Raw genomic sequence first — 15,127 nt, forward strand, 5'->3', positions numbered from 1 at the left:
CCGCAGATGTTCCGATCCCTTCGTTCAGATGGCGCCCCCAAGGTTACGCTGACAATAAACGGCCAGGAAGTCACCGCTGCAGCCGGGCAATCGGTCTGGTCTGCCATGGCGCTGACTGGCCAGTCCGTGACCCGCCGCGCGGCCCTGTCAGGCGAAAACCGCAGCGCCTATTGCGCCATGGGCGTCTGTTTCGAATGTATGGTGATCATCGACGGCCTGCCGAACCAGCAAGCCTGCCTGCACCGCGTTGCAGAGGGAATGACCGTCACCACCCAGAACATCACCCAAGACTGCGAGGCCGAAAATGCAGGCCCTTGACTGTGCCATCATCGGCGCCGGCCCGGCCGGTATGACAGCCGCTATCGAGCTTTCCAAGGGCGGCGCCAAGGTCGCCGTGCTGGATCGCGGTACCCGCGCTGGCGGCCAGATTTACCGCGCCGCCGCCGCCAGCCCCCTGCCCAATACAAGCGCGCTGGGGCCCGACTACCAAGCGGGAGCGGAGCTGATCGCAGCTTTTGAACGCACGGACCTTACCCATTTCGCCAGCAGCGATGCCTGGCACCTTGGCGACGACGGCCGCGTTCTGTTTTCACACTTGGGCGAAACGCATGAGCTGCACTGCCGTGAGATGCTGCTCTGCCCCGGCGCGATGGAGCGTCCGATGCCGATCCCCGGCTGGACCCTGCCCGGCGTGATGACCGCTGGCGCCGCCCAGGTGATGCTGAAATCCGATGCCACCGTGGCCGAAGGTGCGGTTTTCGCAGGTTCCGGCCCGTTGCTCTATCTGATCGTGGCGCAATACCTGCGCCTTGGAGTGCCCGTCACCGCCTTGGTCGACACCACCCCGCGGCAGAACTACCTGAACGCCGCCCCGCTCCTGCCCCGCGCCCTGCGCCAAGCCGGGCAACTGAAGAAGGGCATCGCCCTCCTGCGCGAAATCCGCTCGGCAGGAATCCCGCAGTACCGCTTTGCCGAAAACCTCGAAGTGCTGGGACAGAACAAGGCTAAGGGACTGCGCTTCACATCAGGCGGCCAGATCCGCGAGATCGCTGCAGAAACCATCTTTTTGCATCACGGCGTCCAGCCCAATCTCAACATGACCCGGGCCATGGATCTGGCCCACCGCTGGAACCCGCAACAGCTGTGCTGGCAAGTGGAAACCGATGCATTCGGGCAAACCTCGATCCAGCATATCTCTGCCGCGGGTGACGGTGCTGGGATCATCGGCGCCGATGGCGCCCGTATTGCGGGCCGCCTGGCTGCGCTCAACATCCTGCACCGCTTGGGCCGCCTGAGCGAGGCAGACCGCAACCGCCAGGCCACCCCCGGTATTGCGAAACTCGCCGCCATGGCCCCGTTCCGCGCCTTCATCGATAGGCTCTACCACCCGGCAAACGCGCTGCGCCTGCCGCAAAACCCGGACACCTTGGTTTGCCGCTGCGAGGAGCAGACGCTGGCGGATCTCCGCGAAGGCTTTAATCAAGGAGCCCGCGACCCCAATGCGCTGAAATCCCTCACCCGCTGCGGCATGGGCCCCTGCCAAGGGCGCCAATGCGGCCACATGGTAACTGGCCTTCTCTCGCAATGGCGCGCCGAACCAACCGAGGCTGTCGGTTATTACCGCCTGCGTAGCCCTCAGCGGCTGCTTACGCTGGACGAACTCAGCCGCTTCCAGGCCGTACCGGCCCCCACCCATGCGGAGGCTGCGGAATGAAAGGCGACGTCTTAGTCATCGGCGGCGGTATCCAGGGTTGTGCCACCGCCTATCACCTTGCCCGCCAGGGCGCTTCGGTGATCCTGCTGGAGAAAGACTATGCCGGCCGCCATGCCTCCGGCGTCAATGCAGGCGGCGTACGCCTCTTGGGCCGCGACATGGCAGAAGTGCCGCTGTCCAAGGCCTCGATGGAGATGTGGCAGACCCTGGACGAGGAGCTGGGGCATGAGACCGGCTTCCGGCGCCAGAGTGTCATCAACATCGCCGCCGATCTGACCGACATGACCACCCTGCGCGCCCGCGAGGAGCGGATGCAGGCCGCGGGTTTCACCCACGAACGCATCCTCAGCCGGGCTGAGCTGCTCGACCGCCTGCCGCATGTGAACCCGGACTGCGCAGGCGGCGCCATCTCTGAGCAGGACGGCTATGCCATCCCCTACAAATCCACCAGCGCCTTCCGCCTGGCCGCCGAACGCCACCGCGCGAAAGTTGTCGAAGGCGAGGAGCTTCTCAGCCTGCGCCGTGTCGGCCCCGCCTGGCTCGCTCAGGGGCACAAGAACCGCTACGAGGCAGAAACCGTCGTCAACTGCGCTGGCGCCTGGGCCGACCACATCGCGCTAATGATTGGTGACAACGTGCCGCTCAGCCATGCCGCGCCAATGCTGATGATCACCGCAAGGATGCCGCATTTTGCCGCCCCCGTGGTCGGCGCCGTCAGCCGCCAGCTCAGCTTCAAGCAGTTCAAAAACGGCACCGTCCTGATTGGTGGCGGCGCCAAGGGCTTTGCCGACCGCGCAAATAACCGCACCCGGCTGGATTACGCGAAACTCGCCTCTGCTGCCCGCACCACAGTGGAGTTCTTCCCGATCATGCGCCGCGCCAGTATCAACCGAATGTGGGCAGGACTGGAAGCCTATATGCCCGACAACCTGCCTGTGATCGGTCCGGCAGCAAACGCAGACCGCGCCTTCCACGCCTTCGGCTTCTCCGCCCATGGTTTCCAGATGGGGCCCATCGTCGGCCAGGTGATGGCGGATCTGGTGCTGGGCGGCCAAAGCCGCTTCAACCTTACCCCGTTCCGCATTAACCGTTACGACCGCAAGATCCTTTGACAGGAAAGACAACTGACATGACCATCACCCGGATCGAAACCGGCCAGCGCATGAGCCGGATCGTCAAGCACAACGGCGTCGCCTATCTGTGCGGCCAAACCTCCAGCGCCGCCACCGTGGCGGAGCAGACAGGCGAGATCCTCGCCAAGGTCGAGGACCTGCTGGAGAAAGCCGGCAGCGACAAGACCCGCATTTTGAAATGCGAGATCTGGCTGGCCGACATGGCCGATTTTGCCGAGATGAACGAGGTCTGGGACACCTGGGTGCCAGAAGGACAGGCCCCGGCCCGCGCCTGCGGCAAAGCAAGGCTCGCCCGCGATGTGCTGAAAGTTGAGATGATCGTCACCGCTGCCTGTGACTAAAATCCCGCTAATGCCGCACGGCCGGGTTCTGCTTGCATTGGTGGAATACGGCCTGGCGGCGGCGGATGGGATTTGAAAGTCTTTCCAGTGAGACCGGCAATCCCAAGCCAGCCGCAAGGTCCTGAATTCCGCTGACATGACAGAGTTGTTCTGCTCCGGCACCCAAGGTTAGCCTCTTTCCGCTCCGATCTTGGACCACCTCAGATTTGACGAAACCAACCTTCAGGTACGCGCACTGGTAGTAGTTTTCCTGTCCCTCACAGGGTTCGCCTGTGTGTTTCGGCCCTGAACCGACGTTCGCCATGAGTGCCAACGCTGCAATGCAGCTTCTCAAAAGCAGACTTTCACCACGAGATCAGCATCCAAACGGATTTGAGGATTATTGCGGAGAAGGCCAAGGCCGCCCTGCAGAACAAGGCGGACTTGGCAGGGTTGCAATTATGCGATCAGGCCAACGCGTTTCCGAATGGCTTCAAAACTCTGACGCGCGATGACCTCGCCATCCCGGAAAACTGTTTTCAGCGCGTCGTGGCCGGACGGGATGTTGCCGTATGGGCGAACCACAAACTTGCCCGCATCTGTTTCCATCACACCAAGACGCCCTTTCTTCGAGGTTTTGCTGCCCGCGGCAGTGATCGGGTCTTTGAAGACGTCGCGCCATTCCCCGTTCACGCAGATGGCCGAGGTTTTCATCGAGTATGAGAACGTATCCCGATCCAGTTTCTGCAGCAGGCCTGCGCCCATGCCAAAGGCGATGTTGCCAATGGCAAGGCCTCGCTCAATCATCCGGTCCATGATCCGGACAATAGAGGTCTTGTTCACCCCGTCGCCCTGGATCACCCGCACCTGGCTGGGCAGGATACGGAAATTGTTCGGGGTCAGGGAATAGCCGAACCTCTCCATCAGCGCCTCGATCACATCGGGCACGATCTGCAACGGGTCGCCGCTGTCGGGGCGTATGACAAGCACCCCGTCACGGGCCAATACCGTGTTGCGCAGCTCAGTGCCCCAATACTTCCGCACCGCCCGCATCAAATCGTAGCTGTCCGAAACACAGGCGATGATCCCTTGGGGGTTGTCCGCAAGGAACTGCCGCATGAAGTCCAGCTCTCCATCCGCACCGAAAGAGGTCACGGTGCTGTGCTCTGTCGCAGGGATCGAGAAACCGGCCATGCCGGCACCGTAAACGTTGCGGGCAAGTACAAGCCCGCCCACTGTGTCGGTGCCCATCGAATTCACCAAATGCGCAGCTCCGCCGATTGCAGCACTTTCGGCGCTGGTGGCGCCGCGCGCACCGAAGTCGTGCAGCTTGAAGGCAAGGCCTTCGTCGCTGCCATCGGTTCGGATCAGGCGGTCCCGGATTTGCCGTACAACGTAGTTTGAAATGGTCGCGACGGTGCTGGGATACCAGACGGCCCGAAGCAACCGGGTTTCCAGAAAGCCGGGCAAGGCCCAGCATTTGGGATCGGTATTCACAATTCTGACCTGCGGGATCGAGACCGGGGCAATCGTTCCTTCAGCCAGGGCGTCAATCTGCACGGGCAAAAGCCCGTCGTGCGCATCAATGATGTGCTGAAACATTTCGACATAGAGCGAAAGGCCGTGGGCTTCGATAAAGGGGGTGGCCTCGTCCAGCATGGCTTGGGTGACGATGCGCCCATCCAGCTTCACCAGTTCAGCCTGAAGGCCGAAAAACAGGACCTCATCGATCTCACCATCGGGGCGGCGCGGCTCGATATAGGCAAAGACCTTTTCAGTGCCTTCTGGAAACTGCTTGGGGTGGCTGTATTTGTAGCTGTCCGTGTCGAGCAGGAAATTGCCCGTAGCAACACTGTTTGCAAAATTTGATGTTTGCATCATCATGGCTCCAGTCCTCCTTGGATTGGATATGTGAAGCCGTACCGGACCTCCCGGCAGGCTGGGGATCATGGCCCCGGCGGGGCCGATGAATTCAGTGCATCCGGCTCATCAGAACCGAAGAATAGGCAAAGGGCACGTTGGGCACCAAAGCCTGAATGATGTCGAAGTGATCTTCGAACATCACGTCCGGGGTCAGTTGATTGACCGGCATCCAGAAGGCGCGTTTGGCGTCATCCGCGCCTTTGACCTTTTCCTGCGCCTTGCCATCAATCAGCTCGAACTTGAACGCCTCGGTGCGCACCCAGCCGCGTTCGGAGCGATCCGGGTGGTCGAACACCTGCCGCGCGGCGATCCGGCCCTCCAGCAGCTTGCGCGGAATGTTCAGGCGGGTTTCCTCGATCAGCTCGCGGATTGCCGCCTCTTGCGCAGTTTCTTTCTGGAGGTGCCCGCCAGGCAAGGCATACAGTCCTTGACCCGGAGCCTTGGCCCGTTCGACCAGCAGGATATGCCCGTTCTGGACCACCACCGCATCGGCGCAGTCCGCAGGGATTTCATGTCCAAACGCGGCAACTGCCTTTCGGTAGTTCTCGCGATAGGCCTGATTATACGCCGCCTCTGCGCGGATTTGAGCCACGGCGCCTGTGTTTTGCTCCATCCATGAAACAACCTGATCGGTTTCAACCGCACCGAAGGTGTCACGCAATTTCGCAACGAGAGCTTTATCCAGGAACAGCCCGGCGCGCATGTCGGTGGCATTCAAAACAGTGGATCCGTTGCGTTCCGCCTCTACTGAGACAGCTTCGAGCTCCGGAAACCAGCGCAAGTAACGGCTGCTTTCATCCTTATCATGCCCGACCAGAACAATCCGGGCATCCGCCCGCGCAATCCCTTGGGTTCGCAAGTGAAGATCAATCGCCGTGCGCACATTACCTGCCCAGGTCTTGTCGTCATACAGAGTATCGATCAGCGGCAGACATGTGATGTCCGCCGTGCAACCAGCAGATTTCATAGCTGTGGTGATGAAGTCCGCCCGTTCCGTCCATTTGAACGCGTTCTTCTCTGATCTCGGCCGGAAAGCCGATCCGATCAGCGTCAACGTTTGATCTGAGATTTGTGAAGCATGTTCGAACAGCTTACGGTGCCCTTTGTGAAAAGGCTGAAACCGTCCAATGATCACTGAAAGCGTGACCTGTGTCATAGCGCGACCTCCGCGATATCAATGTGCATGCAAGACCTCCTTGCATGCACAATTAGGTATGTCGCTCAGTTCGGGTTGTCAACTATAGGTGGCGCGCTCGCGCGCCCACAGCCTGCTTCCGCTTCCCGCGAAAGATCTGATCGCACTCTTCCGCGCGCATAGTGCCGATCGGACGACCCAGATTTTGCTTTGTCGCCGAAACTCGTACGGAACCGTCCTCTAGGTCCCGCCGGGCGCAGCCATCACGACCTCGTCCTCGGACATCCATCCGTTGGAAATCAAGAAGTGGCGGATTGTATCGGGGGCCTCGGAATAGAGCACAAGCGCGAGGCTCTCTTCCGCCCGCGTGCAGGTGACGTACAGCAAACGGCGTGTACGCTCGATCGTGGTTTCCTCCCCCTTGTCCGCCTGTTTCTGCGCGGTTGGGCCTAGGGGCTTCACCTCGAACAGCGTCTCGTAGGAGGCAAGGCCTTTGAAGCGCGTGTGGGCGTCGTCGGCGACCACCATAACCCGGGGGAATTCGAGCCCCTTGACTCCTTGGTGGGTGCCATAAGGGCTGCGGTCTTCAACATAGGCGAGGTAGCGCGCCACTTGGGAAAACGGGGCGGCAAGTGCCTGCGTCCAGGCCTCGGTGATGGTGGTTGCTATGGGAGGTGTGTCCTCGGGCGTAGTCAGGCCCTGCTCGTCAAAAGTGGGACCAAGCTCGGCAAGAATGTCGGCCATGTCCTGGGCCACGGGACTGTTGTCAGGCAAACAGGGCCGAAACTGATCTGGGATCGGGAACAGCCGGTGCTCGGCCACCACCGCTAACACTTCGGCACAACTCGGATCCCGTTCGTCCATAAATAGTGTCATCAGCGCCGCGACACCCGCCCGCGCCGCGTCGAGGCCAGAGGCTTGGTCCGCGTGCCCCGCCCGGATACCTCTCTTATCGACCAGCGGTGAGCCGTCGCGCAGCACCGCCATAGCGGCAAAGGCATCCCCATTCCTTTGTGCCGTCACCAAAGGCAAGACCCGGTGGGTGAAAAGCCGCATCGCGGGCAAGGTGCCATCGCGAAACCCGTCCTTGAGCTTGTCGGGTTTGCTCAGGGGCTCAAACAGCTCACTAAAGCCAAGACGTGCGGCAGCCATGTGACGCTCGATCGTCAGGGTCTTGATCGCCTCCGCGTCCTGCCATGCGCGGTCTTCGGTGATGCGGGTCATTTCCGCCCGGGTCCAAGCTTCAAATGCCGCGCGATCCGTGCCCTCGCTTGGCGCAAGAAAGACGCGCACGGTGCCACCCGGTTTGTCTTCGCGCGCACGCTGCTGGCGGCCATCATCGTCGCGCCGGATCGCATTCGCCAAGTCCACGACCCGCGCGCGGCTGCGATGGTTCATCTGTTTGGCGGGTTGCGCGAAATCCCCCACCCTTTGGTCGAGATCGCGCAAACCATCAGTGTAAATGCGCTGCATCGTGTCCCCGAGCAACCCTAGGGCGATGCGGCCGCGATGGCGCGCCTCGAAGGTCAAAAGCGCCTCCATCAATGGTTTCATCGTGTCCTGGCTCTCGTCGATCAGGATGAACGGGTAGCGCGCCAGAACGATGTTCTGGAATGTCTCGCTTTCAGTCAGGAAATGCGCGGCGAGCGCGATGACCTCGGTATGTTGCAGCGCGTCGCGGCCGAAATTGTCCCCCACGGGCGCGTAGGTGAAGGCGCGGATCTCGGCCAGGTGCTCCAGCCGCTTTGTCTTGGAGGCCATCTTCTTGACGCGTTTGTCATGGGCGTCGGTGCCCGCCCGGCCCTTTGCATGGGCTGCCTGGATCTCGGCGATCTCTGTCTGCAAGCGGCTCTCCAGCCAGCCCCTAATATCCGCCGTGCGTCCCTCGATGAGCGACCAAGCGAAGCTGTGGATGGTCTGCACCTGAAACACCGGATCGGCCTTGACGCGGCGCGTGATCTCATCTGCGGCGGCGTTGGTATAGGTGATAACGGCGATCTTGCGGCAATGTTTGCGCAAGGTGGTCAGGGTCTGTGTGTCCAACCCTTCCAGTGCGTCCTTGAGAGAGCGCGTCTTGCCCGATCCCGCCCCGGCAAAGAGAAAGAAGCTGCGCGGCTGATCGAGGGACAGGCACGCGCGGATCGTCGCGTCAGCGCCAGCGTCGCGGGTGTCGTCGGTCACGCCCACCATATCGCACCCCCTCCGTCCTTCAGCTGGCGCGCAAGCCAAGTCAGGCCAGTGTCGATATAGGGCGGCGCTCGAAGTGCTTTGATGTCCTCGATATAAAGGAGGTCCAGCGCGAAGGCGGCCTTCTCCGGTTTTTTTGCCAACCGATCAAAGAGCGCGGTGGCGAGGTCCTCTGGCGTGGACTCGGCAGCGATGAACTTGGCAAAGTCACGGGTCATGCGGCAGGACAGTTCCGCCTTCGCGGCGTCCTTTACGAGTTTCGGGTTGGTCAGCGCAAGAGCATCCTCGAAGGTGCTGGGCGTGATGTTCTTGGACACCGAGCCAAGGGTAACGCTTTGCAGTGTCTGGTAACTGACGGCGATGGGGCGGTCGGAGGCCGTGTGACACAGGGCCTTGAGTGGAGGAGCCAAAAGCGTGTCGATCTCTGCTAGCCCGGGGAGCCAGGTCTTTAGCACGTGGTTCGAGGTGGTCTGAGCGGCCCCGTAGCAAGGCTGGGCCGATTGTTTGACAACCTTACCGCCCTTGTTGACCTCCACCACCGCGTCAAGATCGGTGATAATCAGCGTCGGTAGCTCCAGTGCCTCGATCAGAGGCTTCATCCGGTGCGCGTGGCTGCCCCCCAATTCCAGGAAAGAGAGATAGGCCGCAGCCAAATTAGGGTAGTGATGCTGGATCAGATGCGGCAGCAGGATTCGTTCTGCGGCACCCTCGATCACGATGATGGCGTCGGCGAAGAATAGGTCAAAATGTGTGCTCAGCAGATAGCGCGTCACGAAACGACGGGTTTCTGTATCCTCTCCGAAGAGCCCCGTCATATTCGCCACAGTGGCCGTGGGTACAACTCCGGGACTTGGCAGCTCGCGCTTGAAATAACGCAGTTCCTCAAACGAGGCAGCGTGCGCGATATGGCCCGAATGTGTACTCACGACCAGCTGCGTGGTAAAAGCCGATCCCTTCTCCCTAAGATCATCATGGTCGCGGAGCACCTTGTAGGCTCTGGCCATGAAGACCTGCTGCACTTGAACATGCAGATGCGCCTCCGGCTCCTCGATCAGCACCAGTTGCAGGGGTTCGATGCCCCTGTCGTCCGCGCTCACCACTTGGGATTTGAACTTGCCTACCTGCATCCAGTCATCCCGGAAGCGCATCAGCTGGAACACCATGGAGATTAGGTTCTGGAAGCCCAGACCGTTATAGCTTTCCGGCAACTTCACCCCGGATGCGTCGCCCGATATATCGTATTGCACAGCCGCTGGGTGATCGAGCCCGTCAACGGGTTTGATCTGCGTGGCAATGAAGAGTTTTGGATTGTTGAGTCCGCCGGGGTAGCCAAGATTTTCCAGTTCCTTGATGGCATCGGCGAAGCCATCCTTGAGACGGGCATTGAAGGTGGTTTCGGCATCATGGATGGCCTTGAGCGCTTTAATGTCGTTCGGCGTGGGGTCCGTTTCGGGGTCGATATGTTTGCGGAAATAGGGCTGTATCTGGCTGGCGATCTTCCGGCTGGTTCGGTTTGTTGGCTCATCGTCGCCGCCCTTACTGTCTCCCGCATCTTCGAAACCGCGTTGCGCGTTGATCTCACGAATGTGGATGAGGCCAGCAAATGGGTTCGCACCGATCCCCTCCGACAAGGGCGGCAGGGGATGTGGCTCCACCGGCTCTGTCGTTGTGAAGCTCGCAGGGTCCAAAAGATGTGCGTTGAGCTCGAATAGGTCCTTCAGGCGTTTGTCCAGAAATTCCCGAAAGTCGCGTGGCCAAAGCGCGAATCCGTCGGCCGTTGCGCCGTCGGGTTGTAGCGCCTGAGCGGCCTCTCGCGCGGCTAGGTACTGAGCCTTGATGTCGGCCCCCTTCTTTGGCTCCATGCGCAGGCGTACTCCCAGCAGACCGCCAGTCCAGGTAAGTGTTGGGATCAAATGCGCGACATGGTGCAGCTCTGACGTGTCAGCATGGAGCCAGACGTCGAGGAACGGAAGCTGAGCCAAGAGCGGGCTGAGATCCGCCTCGGCCTCCTGTGTCCAGGCGCTCGCGGTTTGTTCGATCGCGGCCCAGTTGGAGGCTGTAACATCGCGCGTGTCGATGCCGCCGCGATCCTTGAGGAATTTGCGCAGCGCCTTCATGGCCGATGTCTTGCCGCTGTTGTTGGCCCCGACGAACAACGTCTGCTTATCCGACATGTCCAGACGGGCGTTCCGCAATTTGCGGAAATTGAAGATTTCAATGCGTGTAAGTTTCATAATATCGGGTTCCCCCGCGCAGGAATTGCTGCGCTCGTGGTTGGATATATACACTTGTCCTGCGGGTTTGTAGGCGCGCACGGCCGCCGCGGGCCCTGCCAGTCTTCACGTGTCGGGCTATTCGCTTTCGGAGCTTAAAGGCACCACGTCTCCAAAGCCCGCTCTTCCGATGCCCAAGGGCTCTAATGCTTCTGCAGCGAAGGTCTGCTTCCCGCCCTCTGTACGGGAAGGGCCCGATGTTGCGGGCGCCAAGATCACGACCGCTCTGGGCTGCCTGTCGTCATTCACGCCAGGTGCGGCGAATGCCCGGTCAGAGCCCAATTCAACCGATGCTGCGGATTGCTTGAACGGCAGCAATTGCCATTCGAACGCATCTTATCATACTATTGAGTATGATTTCTATTGACCGACAACTAGAATTCTCACAATCATACCCTTCAGTATGATTGATGGAGTGTGAGATTCGCTCCCGTAATGCGAAGGGTCCAGCAATGTCAGAAACAACAAACGTCCAACCAGGTCGAAACTTACGCCTCAAAGGTATTGGAATTGCGCTCATTGGGGCCGCGCTCATGAGCCTTGATCCGATATTCATCCGCTTTTCTGGCGTGGAAGAGTTGGAAACTTCTTTCCTCTTTGGCCTGTTTACAGCGATTTCTATGGCGGTCGTCATTCAACTGAACGACAAACGAGGTCTGGTTCAGGTACTTCGTGACAGCGGGTGGCCTCTGTTGGCAGCAGGGGTCTTGATGTTGGGAAGCGCCAGCGGGTTGGTGTTCGCGATCAAGAACACCTCTGTCGCGAATACCTTCCTAATCTTCAGCACCACACCGGCGATTGCGGCGGTATTCAGCTGGATATTCCTGCGGGAAAAAGTGTCCAAGCAGACCCTGTTCGCCATTATCGGTGTTTTCGTCGGTATAGCTGTGGTCGTTTCCGGCTCGACCGGAACCGGCAACTGGTTCGGTGACATGCTGGCTGTGTTCGCTGTCTCAAGTCTGGCCTTGATGATGACGCTCTTGCGCAAATTTCCGGACGTCAGCCGCATGGGAGCTGTTGGTGTTGGCGGGTTTTTGCTGGCAGTGACGATGTTCTTTTTTACTGAACCTTCGACTTTCAGCATGAACACTTGGTTGATCATGGGTGCAATGGGACTTGTCACCGCCCCGTTTGGCCGGGTTCTGTCGATGGTCGCCACCCGCTATGCAACTGCGACAGAAGTGTCGATGACGCTGATGCTGGAAACCGTCTTGGCTCCGATCTGGGCCTACATTTTCTTCACCGAAGTCCCTGGCGCTAACAGTCTTGCCGGTGGTGCAATCATCCTCGTCACCATCATCGTGTATACGCTGCATCTTACGAGAGAGGAGGGTTGAGATGGTTTTTCAACGAATCTCATCCAAGCTCAGCGTATGCCCACAGATTGCAACGTCGGACTTGCCCAAGATTAAGGCCGCCGGATTCAAGGGGATCATTTGCAATCGGCCCGACGGTGAGGGCGCAAATCAACCCAGTTTTGCAAAAATAGAAAAAGCGGCATACGAAATAGGATTGGCCGCGCTCTATGTGCCAGTTCAGCCCGGCGCGGCTTCAAAGAAAGATGTAACCTCATTCCGCAAAGCGCTCGAAGATCTCGAAAGCCCGGTTCTAGCATATTGCGGATCAGGCATGCGCTCTGCGTCGCTGTGGTCGCTGCTGCACGAACGGTAAGCGCTGGCTGATCTTACAGACCATTTTCAGAACCAAGAGGCCACCATGAAAAAACTCGAAATCGTTGGCTACGACTTTTGTCCCTTCTGCCAACCCTCAATCATTACCCTCAATGAAAAGGCTGCCGAGTTCAGTGTGACCTACATTGAGCCCGATGATAAGCCGGACTGGGTGTACCAAGTATCGCCGCAGGGTAAGACGCCATTTCTGCTTGTGAACGGTCAGCCTCTATTCGAGTCTGCTGCCATGAACGAGTTCGTCAATGATGCAACCATCGGCGATCTGCATCCCGAGGATGCGTTCGAGAAAGCACAAAATCGTATGTGGATTAGCCGAAGCTATGATCTATTGGGTCATATCTACGAAATGAAAACCACCAACGATCAGGATGTGTTCGACGCTGAAAAAGAGAAGCTGACCGTCAAACTTCGCTCGCTTGATGACGTGATAGGCCAGAAACCGTTTTTTAACGGGAGCAATTTCTGTCTGGTCGACACGGCTTTTGCACCCGTTCTACGGACCATCACCATGCTGGACGATCATTTCGCGACGGGCATTCTAGATGGATTACCCAATGTCGCGCGGTGGTCCAGCAATATCCTTAATAGGCCATCGGTTCGGGCGTCTGTTGTCGAGAATTTAGACGCCAACTCTGCGGCGAAAATCGCTACCAGCAACTCGTTCGTTGTTCGACGGCGCAAAATTGCTGCGGTGTGAGCGTCGAACGCTCAGGAGAAATTTAAGTCAGCCAGCAGCATTCGTGTTGCTGCTTCCGCGAGCTGGGCGATCTGTTGGTCGTCCGGCTTGCCTCTTCCAAACAGAGCATCATCCCGATAGGCCGAAAGCATCGACGTAAAAAGAAGCATCCCTCCATCAGGATCGGGAACGGACAGCCTTTCCCTGAAAAACCGCGATAGTTCGGCATTTGTTTCATCAGGGGCGGCTGCAAAGAAGGTATCTATGATCTCTGGCGATTTGACACTCTCAGCGACCAGCAACTTAAAGACCCGCAGTGGTTCCTCTTCGATGTGCCAGCGGATAAACCCTTCTGCAAATGCAATCAGTGCTTGTCGCGTGTCTGGATGGTCAAGGTGGCGAACAAAGTCCGCGTCATTTGATTGTCCAAGGAACTTGATAGTTGCTTCAAACAACTCGATCTTGGATGGGAAATAGCGATAAACGGTCTGCTTTGTAACGTCAGCGAGTGAAGCAATCCTGTCCATGTTAGCTGCTTCATAGCCTACCGAAAGAAATTCTTCCCGTGCTGCCTTCAGGATTGAGAGGCGCTTCGCTTCTCTCTTTTCTTCCATCGTGCCCATATATCTGAACTCGCCTCCAATTTATCATCCTCAAAAGTATGATAGTGTTGACTGCTGAGCAAGTGAAAGATATTCACACTGACCAGTATGATACATTAGGGGAACTTAATTGCTCAATCTCAATCCAATCGGTCGCATCAAAACCCCATTCCAACGGATCGAAGACTGTCCGAACAACGTAGAGGCAGAAGGACCTGATTGTGAGATCATCCTAGATGCAGAGTTTGCACCTGGCCTGAATGGTCTTCGAGAGGGGCAATCGGTTCTTTTGCTATATTGGTTCGAGAACGTTGACAGAACCTTGGTAACTCAAACTCGCGGGCCGCGCGCAGATGGGGAGATGGTTGGCACCTTCGCCCTTCGATCACCACACCGGCCAAACCCAATAGCCGTTTCAACAGTCCCGATTCTATGGATTGAAAATGGCAAGTTTGGAGTTCAAGGATTAGACTGTATCAGCGGCACAAAGCTCTTAGATATTAAGCCAGCAACGAGATGAGTAATTTAGTTTCTGGACTGCCGACGTTCGCGCAGTCGCGGCGAAAGCTCACTTTGTCCCGCACAGCAAACCTTAGCTTGTCACCCAACGAAAGGAAGCAATCGGTCTTATTTCGGTCCGCTATCTATCCCACCAAGCGTGATCCGCTTCAGTCGCGCTGCATCTTCCGGTTCCCATTTTTGACGCAAGCCGCGGACATAATCCGCGTCCTGCTTCAGCTTTTGCCGTTCGTTGGCGAGCGCGCGTTTCACGGTCCGGGCCACCAGTTGAGCAATGCGCGTGACCATCCGCATTGCCGGGCGGATTTCTTTCAGCTTTTCATCCCGCGCACCCTTGGTATCCGGAGCGGCCGCGCCCCATGACAGGCCGGCCTGCTGATCCGCAGACGCCTCCCGCCAGAAGACCGCCCCATCAGCTACCAGATCCAACCCGGACTCGATGGCATCCGTGATGACTTCTGCCTCCGTTGCCTTCAACCGGACCTTTTCTTCTGCCTCCTGCAGCCTCTTCTCCTCAGCCAGCCGGGCAGCCCGGGCCTCAGCAGCCGCTTTCTCTTCCTGGCCGCGGTGCTGAACCATCTGCCGCAGCTGAGCAGCCAGATCAGATTTTTCCGCCTTCGCGGCGTTCAGCACCTGCTCGGCCTGTTGCCTTTCTTGGATAACCCGCGCGCGTTTTTCCTCTTCGGCCTTCCGCGCTGCCGTTTCGGCCCGGTACTTTTCTGCAGCTTCTTCTGCCCTTTCCTCATACCCTTTCACTCTCGGCTCCAACGCCCCGACCTCAGCCACAAATTTCCTTTTCAGAGCATTCGCGGCGTCAGCCGCTTTTTCCTTCTGCACAGCCTCTGCCTCCGCCATATCGCGGCGGCGGATCATCTTTGCAGTTTCCCGCGCGGTCCGCTGTTTGCGGACCCGTGCCTCTTTCACCGCGCGTTTGCGCGATTTCTTGACCGTGGC

Annotated in this window: 14 protein-coding genes; 8 read left to right on the forward strand and 6 right to left on the reverse strand. The window is 58.7% G+C overall.

Annotated features, from left to right (window positions below):
- Positions 1 to 6: 6 nt before the first annotated feature.
- From GC1_RS19730 to GC1_RS19745, 4 genes are read left to right on the forward strand one after another with little or no spacing between them, the layout of a single operon-like run.
- On the forward strand, positions 7 to 318 hold the full coding sequence (locus GC1_RS19730) for a (2Fe-2S)-binding protein (RefSeq protein WP_019294391.1): 312 nt from the start codon (positions 7 to 9) through the stop codon (positions 316 to 318).
- Positions 305 to 1,714, forward strand: a complete 1,410-nt coding sequence (locus tag GC1_RS19735; RefSeq protein WP_019294390.1) for an FAD/NAD(P)-dependent oxidoreductase — start codon at positions 305 to 307, stop codon at positions 1,712 to 1,714. Before GC1_RS19730 ends, GC1_RS19735 begins: the two co-directional genes overlap by 14 nt.
- Positions 1,711 to 2,826 carry an NAD(P)/FAD-dependent oxidoreductase gene (locus GC1_RS19740; protein WP_019294389.1) on the forward strand — a complete coding sequence of 372 codons (1,116 nt, stop codon included), beginning with the start codon at positions 1,711 to 1,713 and terminating at the stop codon, positions 2,824 to 2,826. Before GC1_RS19735 ends, GC1_RS19740 begins: the two co-directional genes overlap by 4 nt.
- Before the next feature lie 17 nt (positions 2,827 to 2,843).
- Positions 2,844 to 3,188 carry a RidA family protein gene (locus tag GC1_RS19745; RefSeq protein WP_019294388.1) on the forward strand — a complete coding sequence of 115 codons (345 nt, stop codon included), beginning with the start codon at positions 2,844 to 2,846 and terminating at the stop codon, positions 3,186 to 3,188.
- Between the two features lie 438 nt (positions 3,189 to 3,626).
- Here the strand turns inward: GC1_RS19745 and GC1_RS19750 are convergent, their stop codons facing one another.
- From GC1_RS19750 to GC1_RS19765, 4 genes are all read right to left on the reverse strand, one after another.
- The gene (locus GC1_RS19750; RefSeq protein WP_019294387.1) at positions 3,627 to 5,051 is read right to left on the reverse strand and encodes a nicotinate phosphoribosyltransferase; all 1,425 of its coding nucleotides are present in this window, start codon (positions 5,049 to 5,051) and stop codon (positions 3,627 to 3,629) included.
- A gap of 88 nt (positions 5,052 to 5,139) precedes the next feature.
- A complete protein-coding gene (locus GC1_RS19755; RefSeq protein WP_019294386.1) occupies positions 5,140 to 6,246 on the reverse strand; it encodes an NUDIX domain-containing protein in 1,107 nt (368 codons plus the stop codon).
- A 219-nt stretch (positions 6,247 to 6,465) separates the two neighbouring features.
- Positions 6,466 to 8,415, reverse strand: coding sequence for a UvrD-helicase domain-containing protein (locus GC1_RS19760; protein WP_019294385.1), 1,950 nt, complete (start codon positions 8,413 to 8,415; stop codon positions 6,466 to 6,468).
- Positions 8,403 to 10,646 (reverse strand): ATP-dependent nuclease, encoded by a 2,244-nt coding sequence (locus GC1_RS19765; protein ID WP_019294384.1) that lies wholly within the window; start codon positions 10,644 to 10,646, stop codon positions 8,403 to 8,405. The genes GC1_RS19760 and GC1_RS19765 overlap by 13 nt, the downstream gene beginning before the upstream one ends.
- Before the next feature lie 491 nt (positions 10,647 to 11,137).
- Here GC1_RS19765 and GC1_RS19770 point away from each other — a divergent pair, with 491 nt between their 5' ends.
- Genes GC1_RS19770 through GC1_RS19775 form a run of 3 tightly spaced genes read left to right on the forward strand, consistent with a single transcriptional unit; the run spans position 11,138 to position 13,073 of the window.
- Complete coding sequence (locus GC1_RS19770; protein ID WP_029204614.1) at positions 11,138 to 12,022, forward strand: DMT family transporter; 885 nt, start codon at positions 11,138 to 11,140, stop codon at positions 12,020 to 12,022.
- A 1-nt stretch (position 12,023) separates the two neighbouring features.
- On the forward strand, positions 12,024 to 12,356 hold the full coding sequence (locus GC1_RS22260) for a TIGR01244 family sulfur transferase (protein WP_082020180.1): 333 nt from the start codon (positions 12,024 to 12,026) through the stop codon (positions 12,354 to 12,356).
- Between the two features lie 45 nt (positions 12,357 to 12,401).
- Positions 12,402 to 13,073, forward strand: a complete 672-nt coding sequence (locus GC1_RS19775) for a glutathione S-transferase family protein (RefSeq protein WP_019294382.1) — start codon at positions 12,402 to 12,404, stop codon at positions 13,071 to 13,073.
- A gap of 11 nt (positions 13,074 to 13,084) precedes the next feature.
- Here the strand turns inward: GC1_RS19775 and GC1_RS19780 are convergent, their stop codons facing one another.
- Positions 13,085 to 13,675 (reverse strand): TetR/AcrR family transcriptional regulator, encoded by a 591-nt coding sequence (locus GC1_RS19780; protein ID WP_019294381.1) that lies wholly within the window; start codon positions 13,673 to 13,675, stop codon positions 13,085 to 13,087.
- A 109-nt stretch (positions 13,676 to 13,784) separates the two neighbouring features.
- On the opposite strand from GC1_RS19780, the gene GC1_RS22265 reads away from it, so the two are divergent.
- Entirely contained in the window at positions 13,785 to 14,174 is a 390-nt protein-coding gene (locus GC1_RS22265; RefSeq protein ID WP_082020181.1) for an SAM-dependent methyltransferase, read from the forward strand.
- Between the two features lie 107 nt (positions 14,175 to 14,281).
- Here the strand turns inward: GC1_RS22265 and GC1_RS19785 are convergent.
- The coding region (locus tag GC1_RS19785) for a hypothetical protein (RefSeq protein WP_039498828.1) at positions 14,282 to 15,127 on the reverse strand (846 nt) is incomplete at its 5' end.

The organism is Leisingera sp. ANG1 (assembly GCF_000203975.2).
GTDB lineage: Bacteria > Pseudomonadota > Alphaproteobacteria > Rhodobacterales > Rhodobacteraceae > Leisingera.

Excerpts from the sequence above, each read along its gene's own strand:
- GC1_RS19730 (WP_019294391.1), top strand. The coding sequence starts at position 7 with ATGTTCCGATCCCTTCGTTCAGATGGCGCCCCCAAGGTTACGCTGACA.
- GC1_RS19735 (WP_019294390.1), top strand. The coding sequence starts at position 305 with ATGCAGGCCCTTGACTGTGCCATCATCGGCGCCGGCCCGGCCGGTATG.
- GC1_RS19740 (WP_019294389.1), top strand. The coding sequence starts at position 1,711 with ATGAAAGGCGACGTCTTAGTCATCGGCGGCGGTATCCAGGGTTGTGCC.
- GC1_RS19745 (WP_019294388.1), top strand. The coding sequence starts at position 2,844 with ATGACCATCACCCGGATCGAAACCGGCCAGCGCATGAGCCGGATCGTC.
- GC1_RS19750 (WP_019294387.1), bottom strand. The coding sequence starts at position 5,051 with ATGATGATGCAAACATCAAATTTTGCAAACAGTGTTGCTACGGGCAAT.
- GC1_RS19755 (WP_019294386.1), bottom strand. The coding sequence starts at position 6,246 with ATGACACAGGTCACGCTTTCAGTGATCATTGGACGGTTTCAGCCTTTT.
- GC1_RS19760 (WP_019294385.1), bottom strand. The coding sequence starts at position 8,415 with ATGGTGGGCGTGACCGACGACACCCGCGACGCTGGCGCTGACGCGACG.
- GC1_RS19765 (WP_019294384.1), bottom strand. The coding sequence starts at position 10,646 with ATGAAACTTACACGCATTGAAATCTTCAATTTCCGCAAATTGCGGAAC.
- GC1_RS19770 (WP_029204614.1), top strand. The coding sequence starts at position 11,138 with ATGTCAGAAACAACAAACGTCCAACCAGGTCGAAACTTACGCCTCAAA.
- GC1_RS22260 (WP_082020180.1), top strand. The coding sequence starts at position 12,024 with ATGGTTTTTCAACGAATCTCATCCAAGCTCAGCGTATGCCCACAGATT.
- GC1_RS19775 (WP_019294382.1), top strand. The coding sequence starts at position 12,402 with ATGAAAAAACTCGAAATCGTTGGCTACGACTTTTGTCCCTTCTGCCAA.
- GC1_RS19780 (WP_019294381.1), bottom strand. The coding sequence starts at position 13,675 with ATGGGCACGATGGAAGAAAAGAGAGAAGCGAAGCGCCTCTCAATCCTG.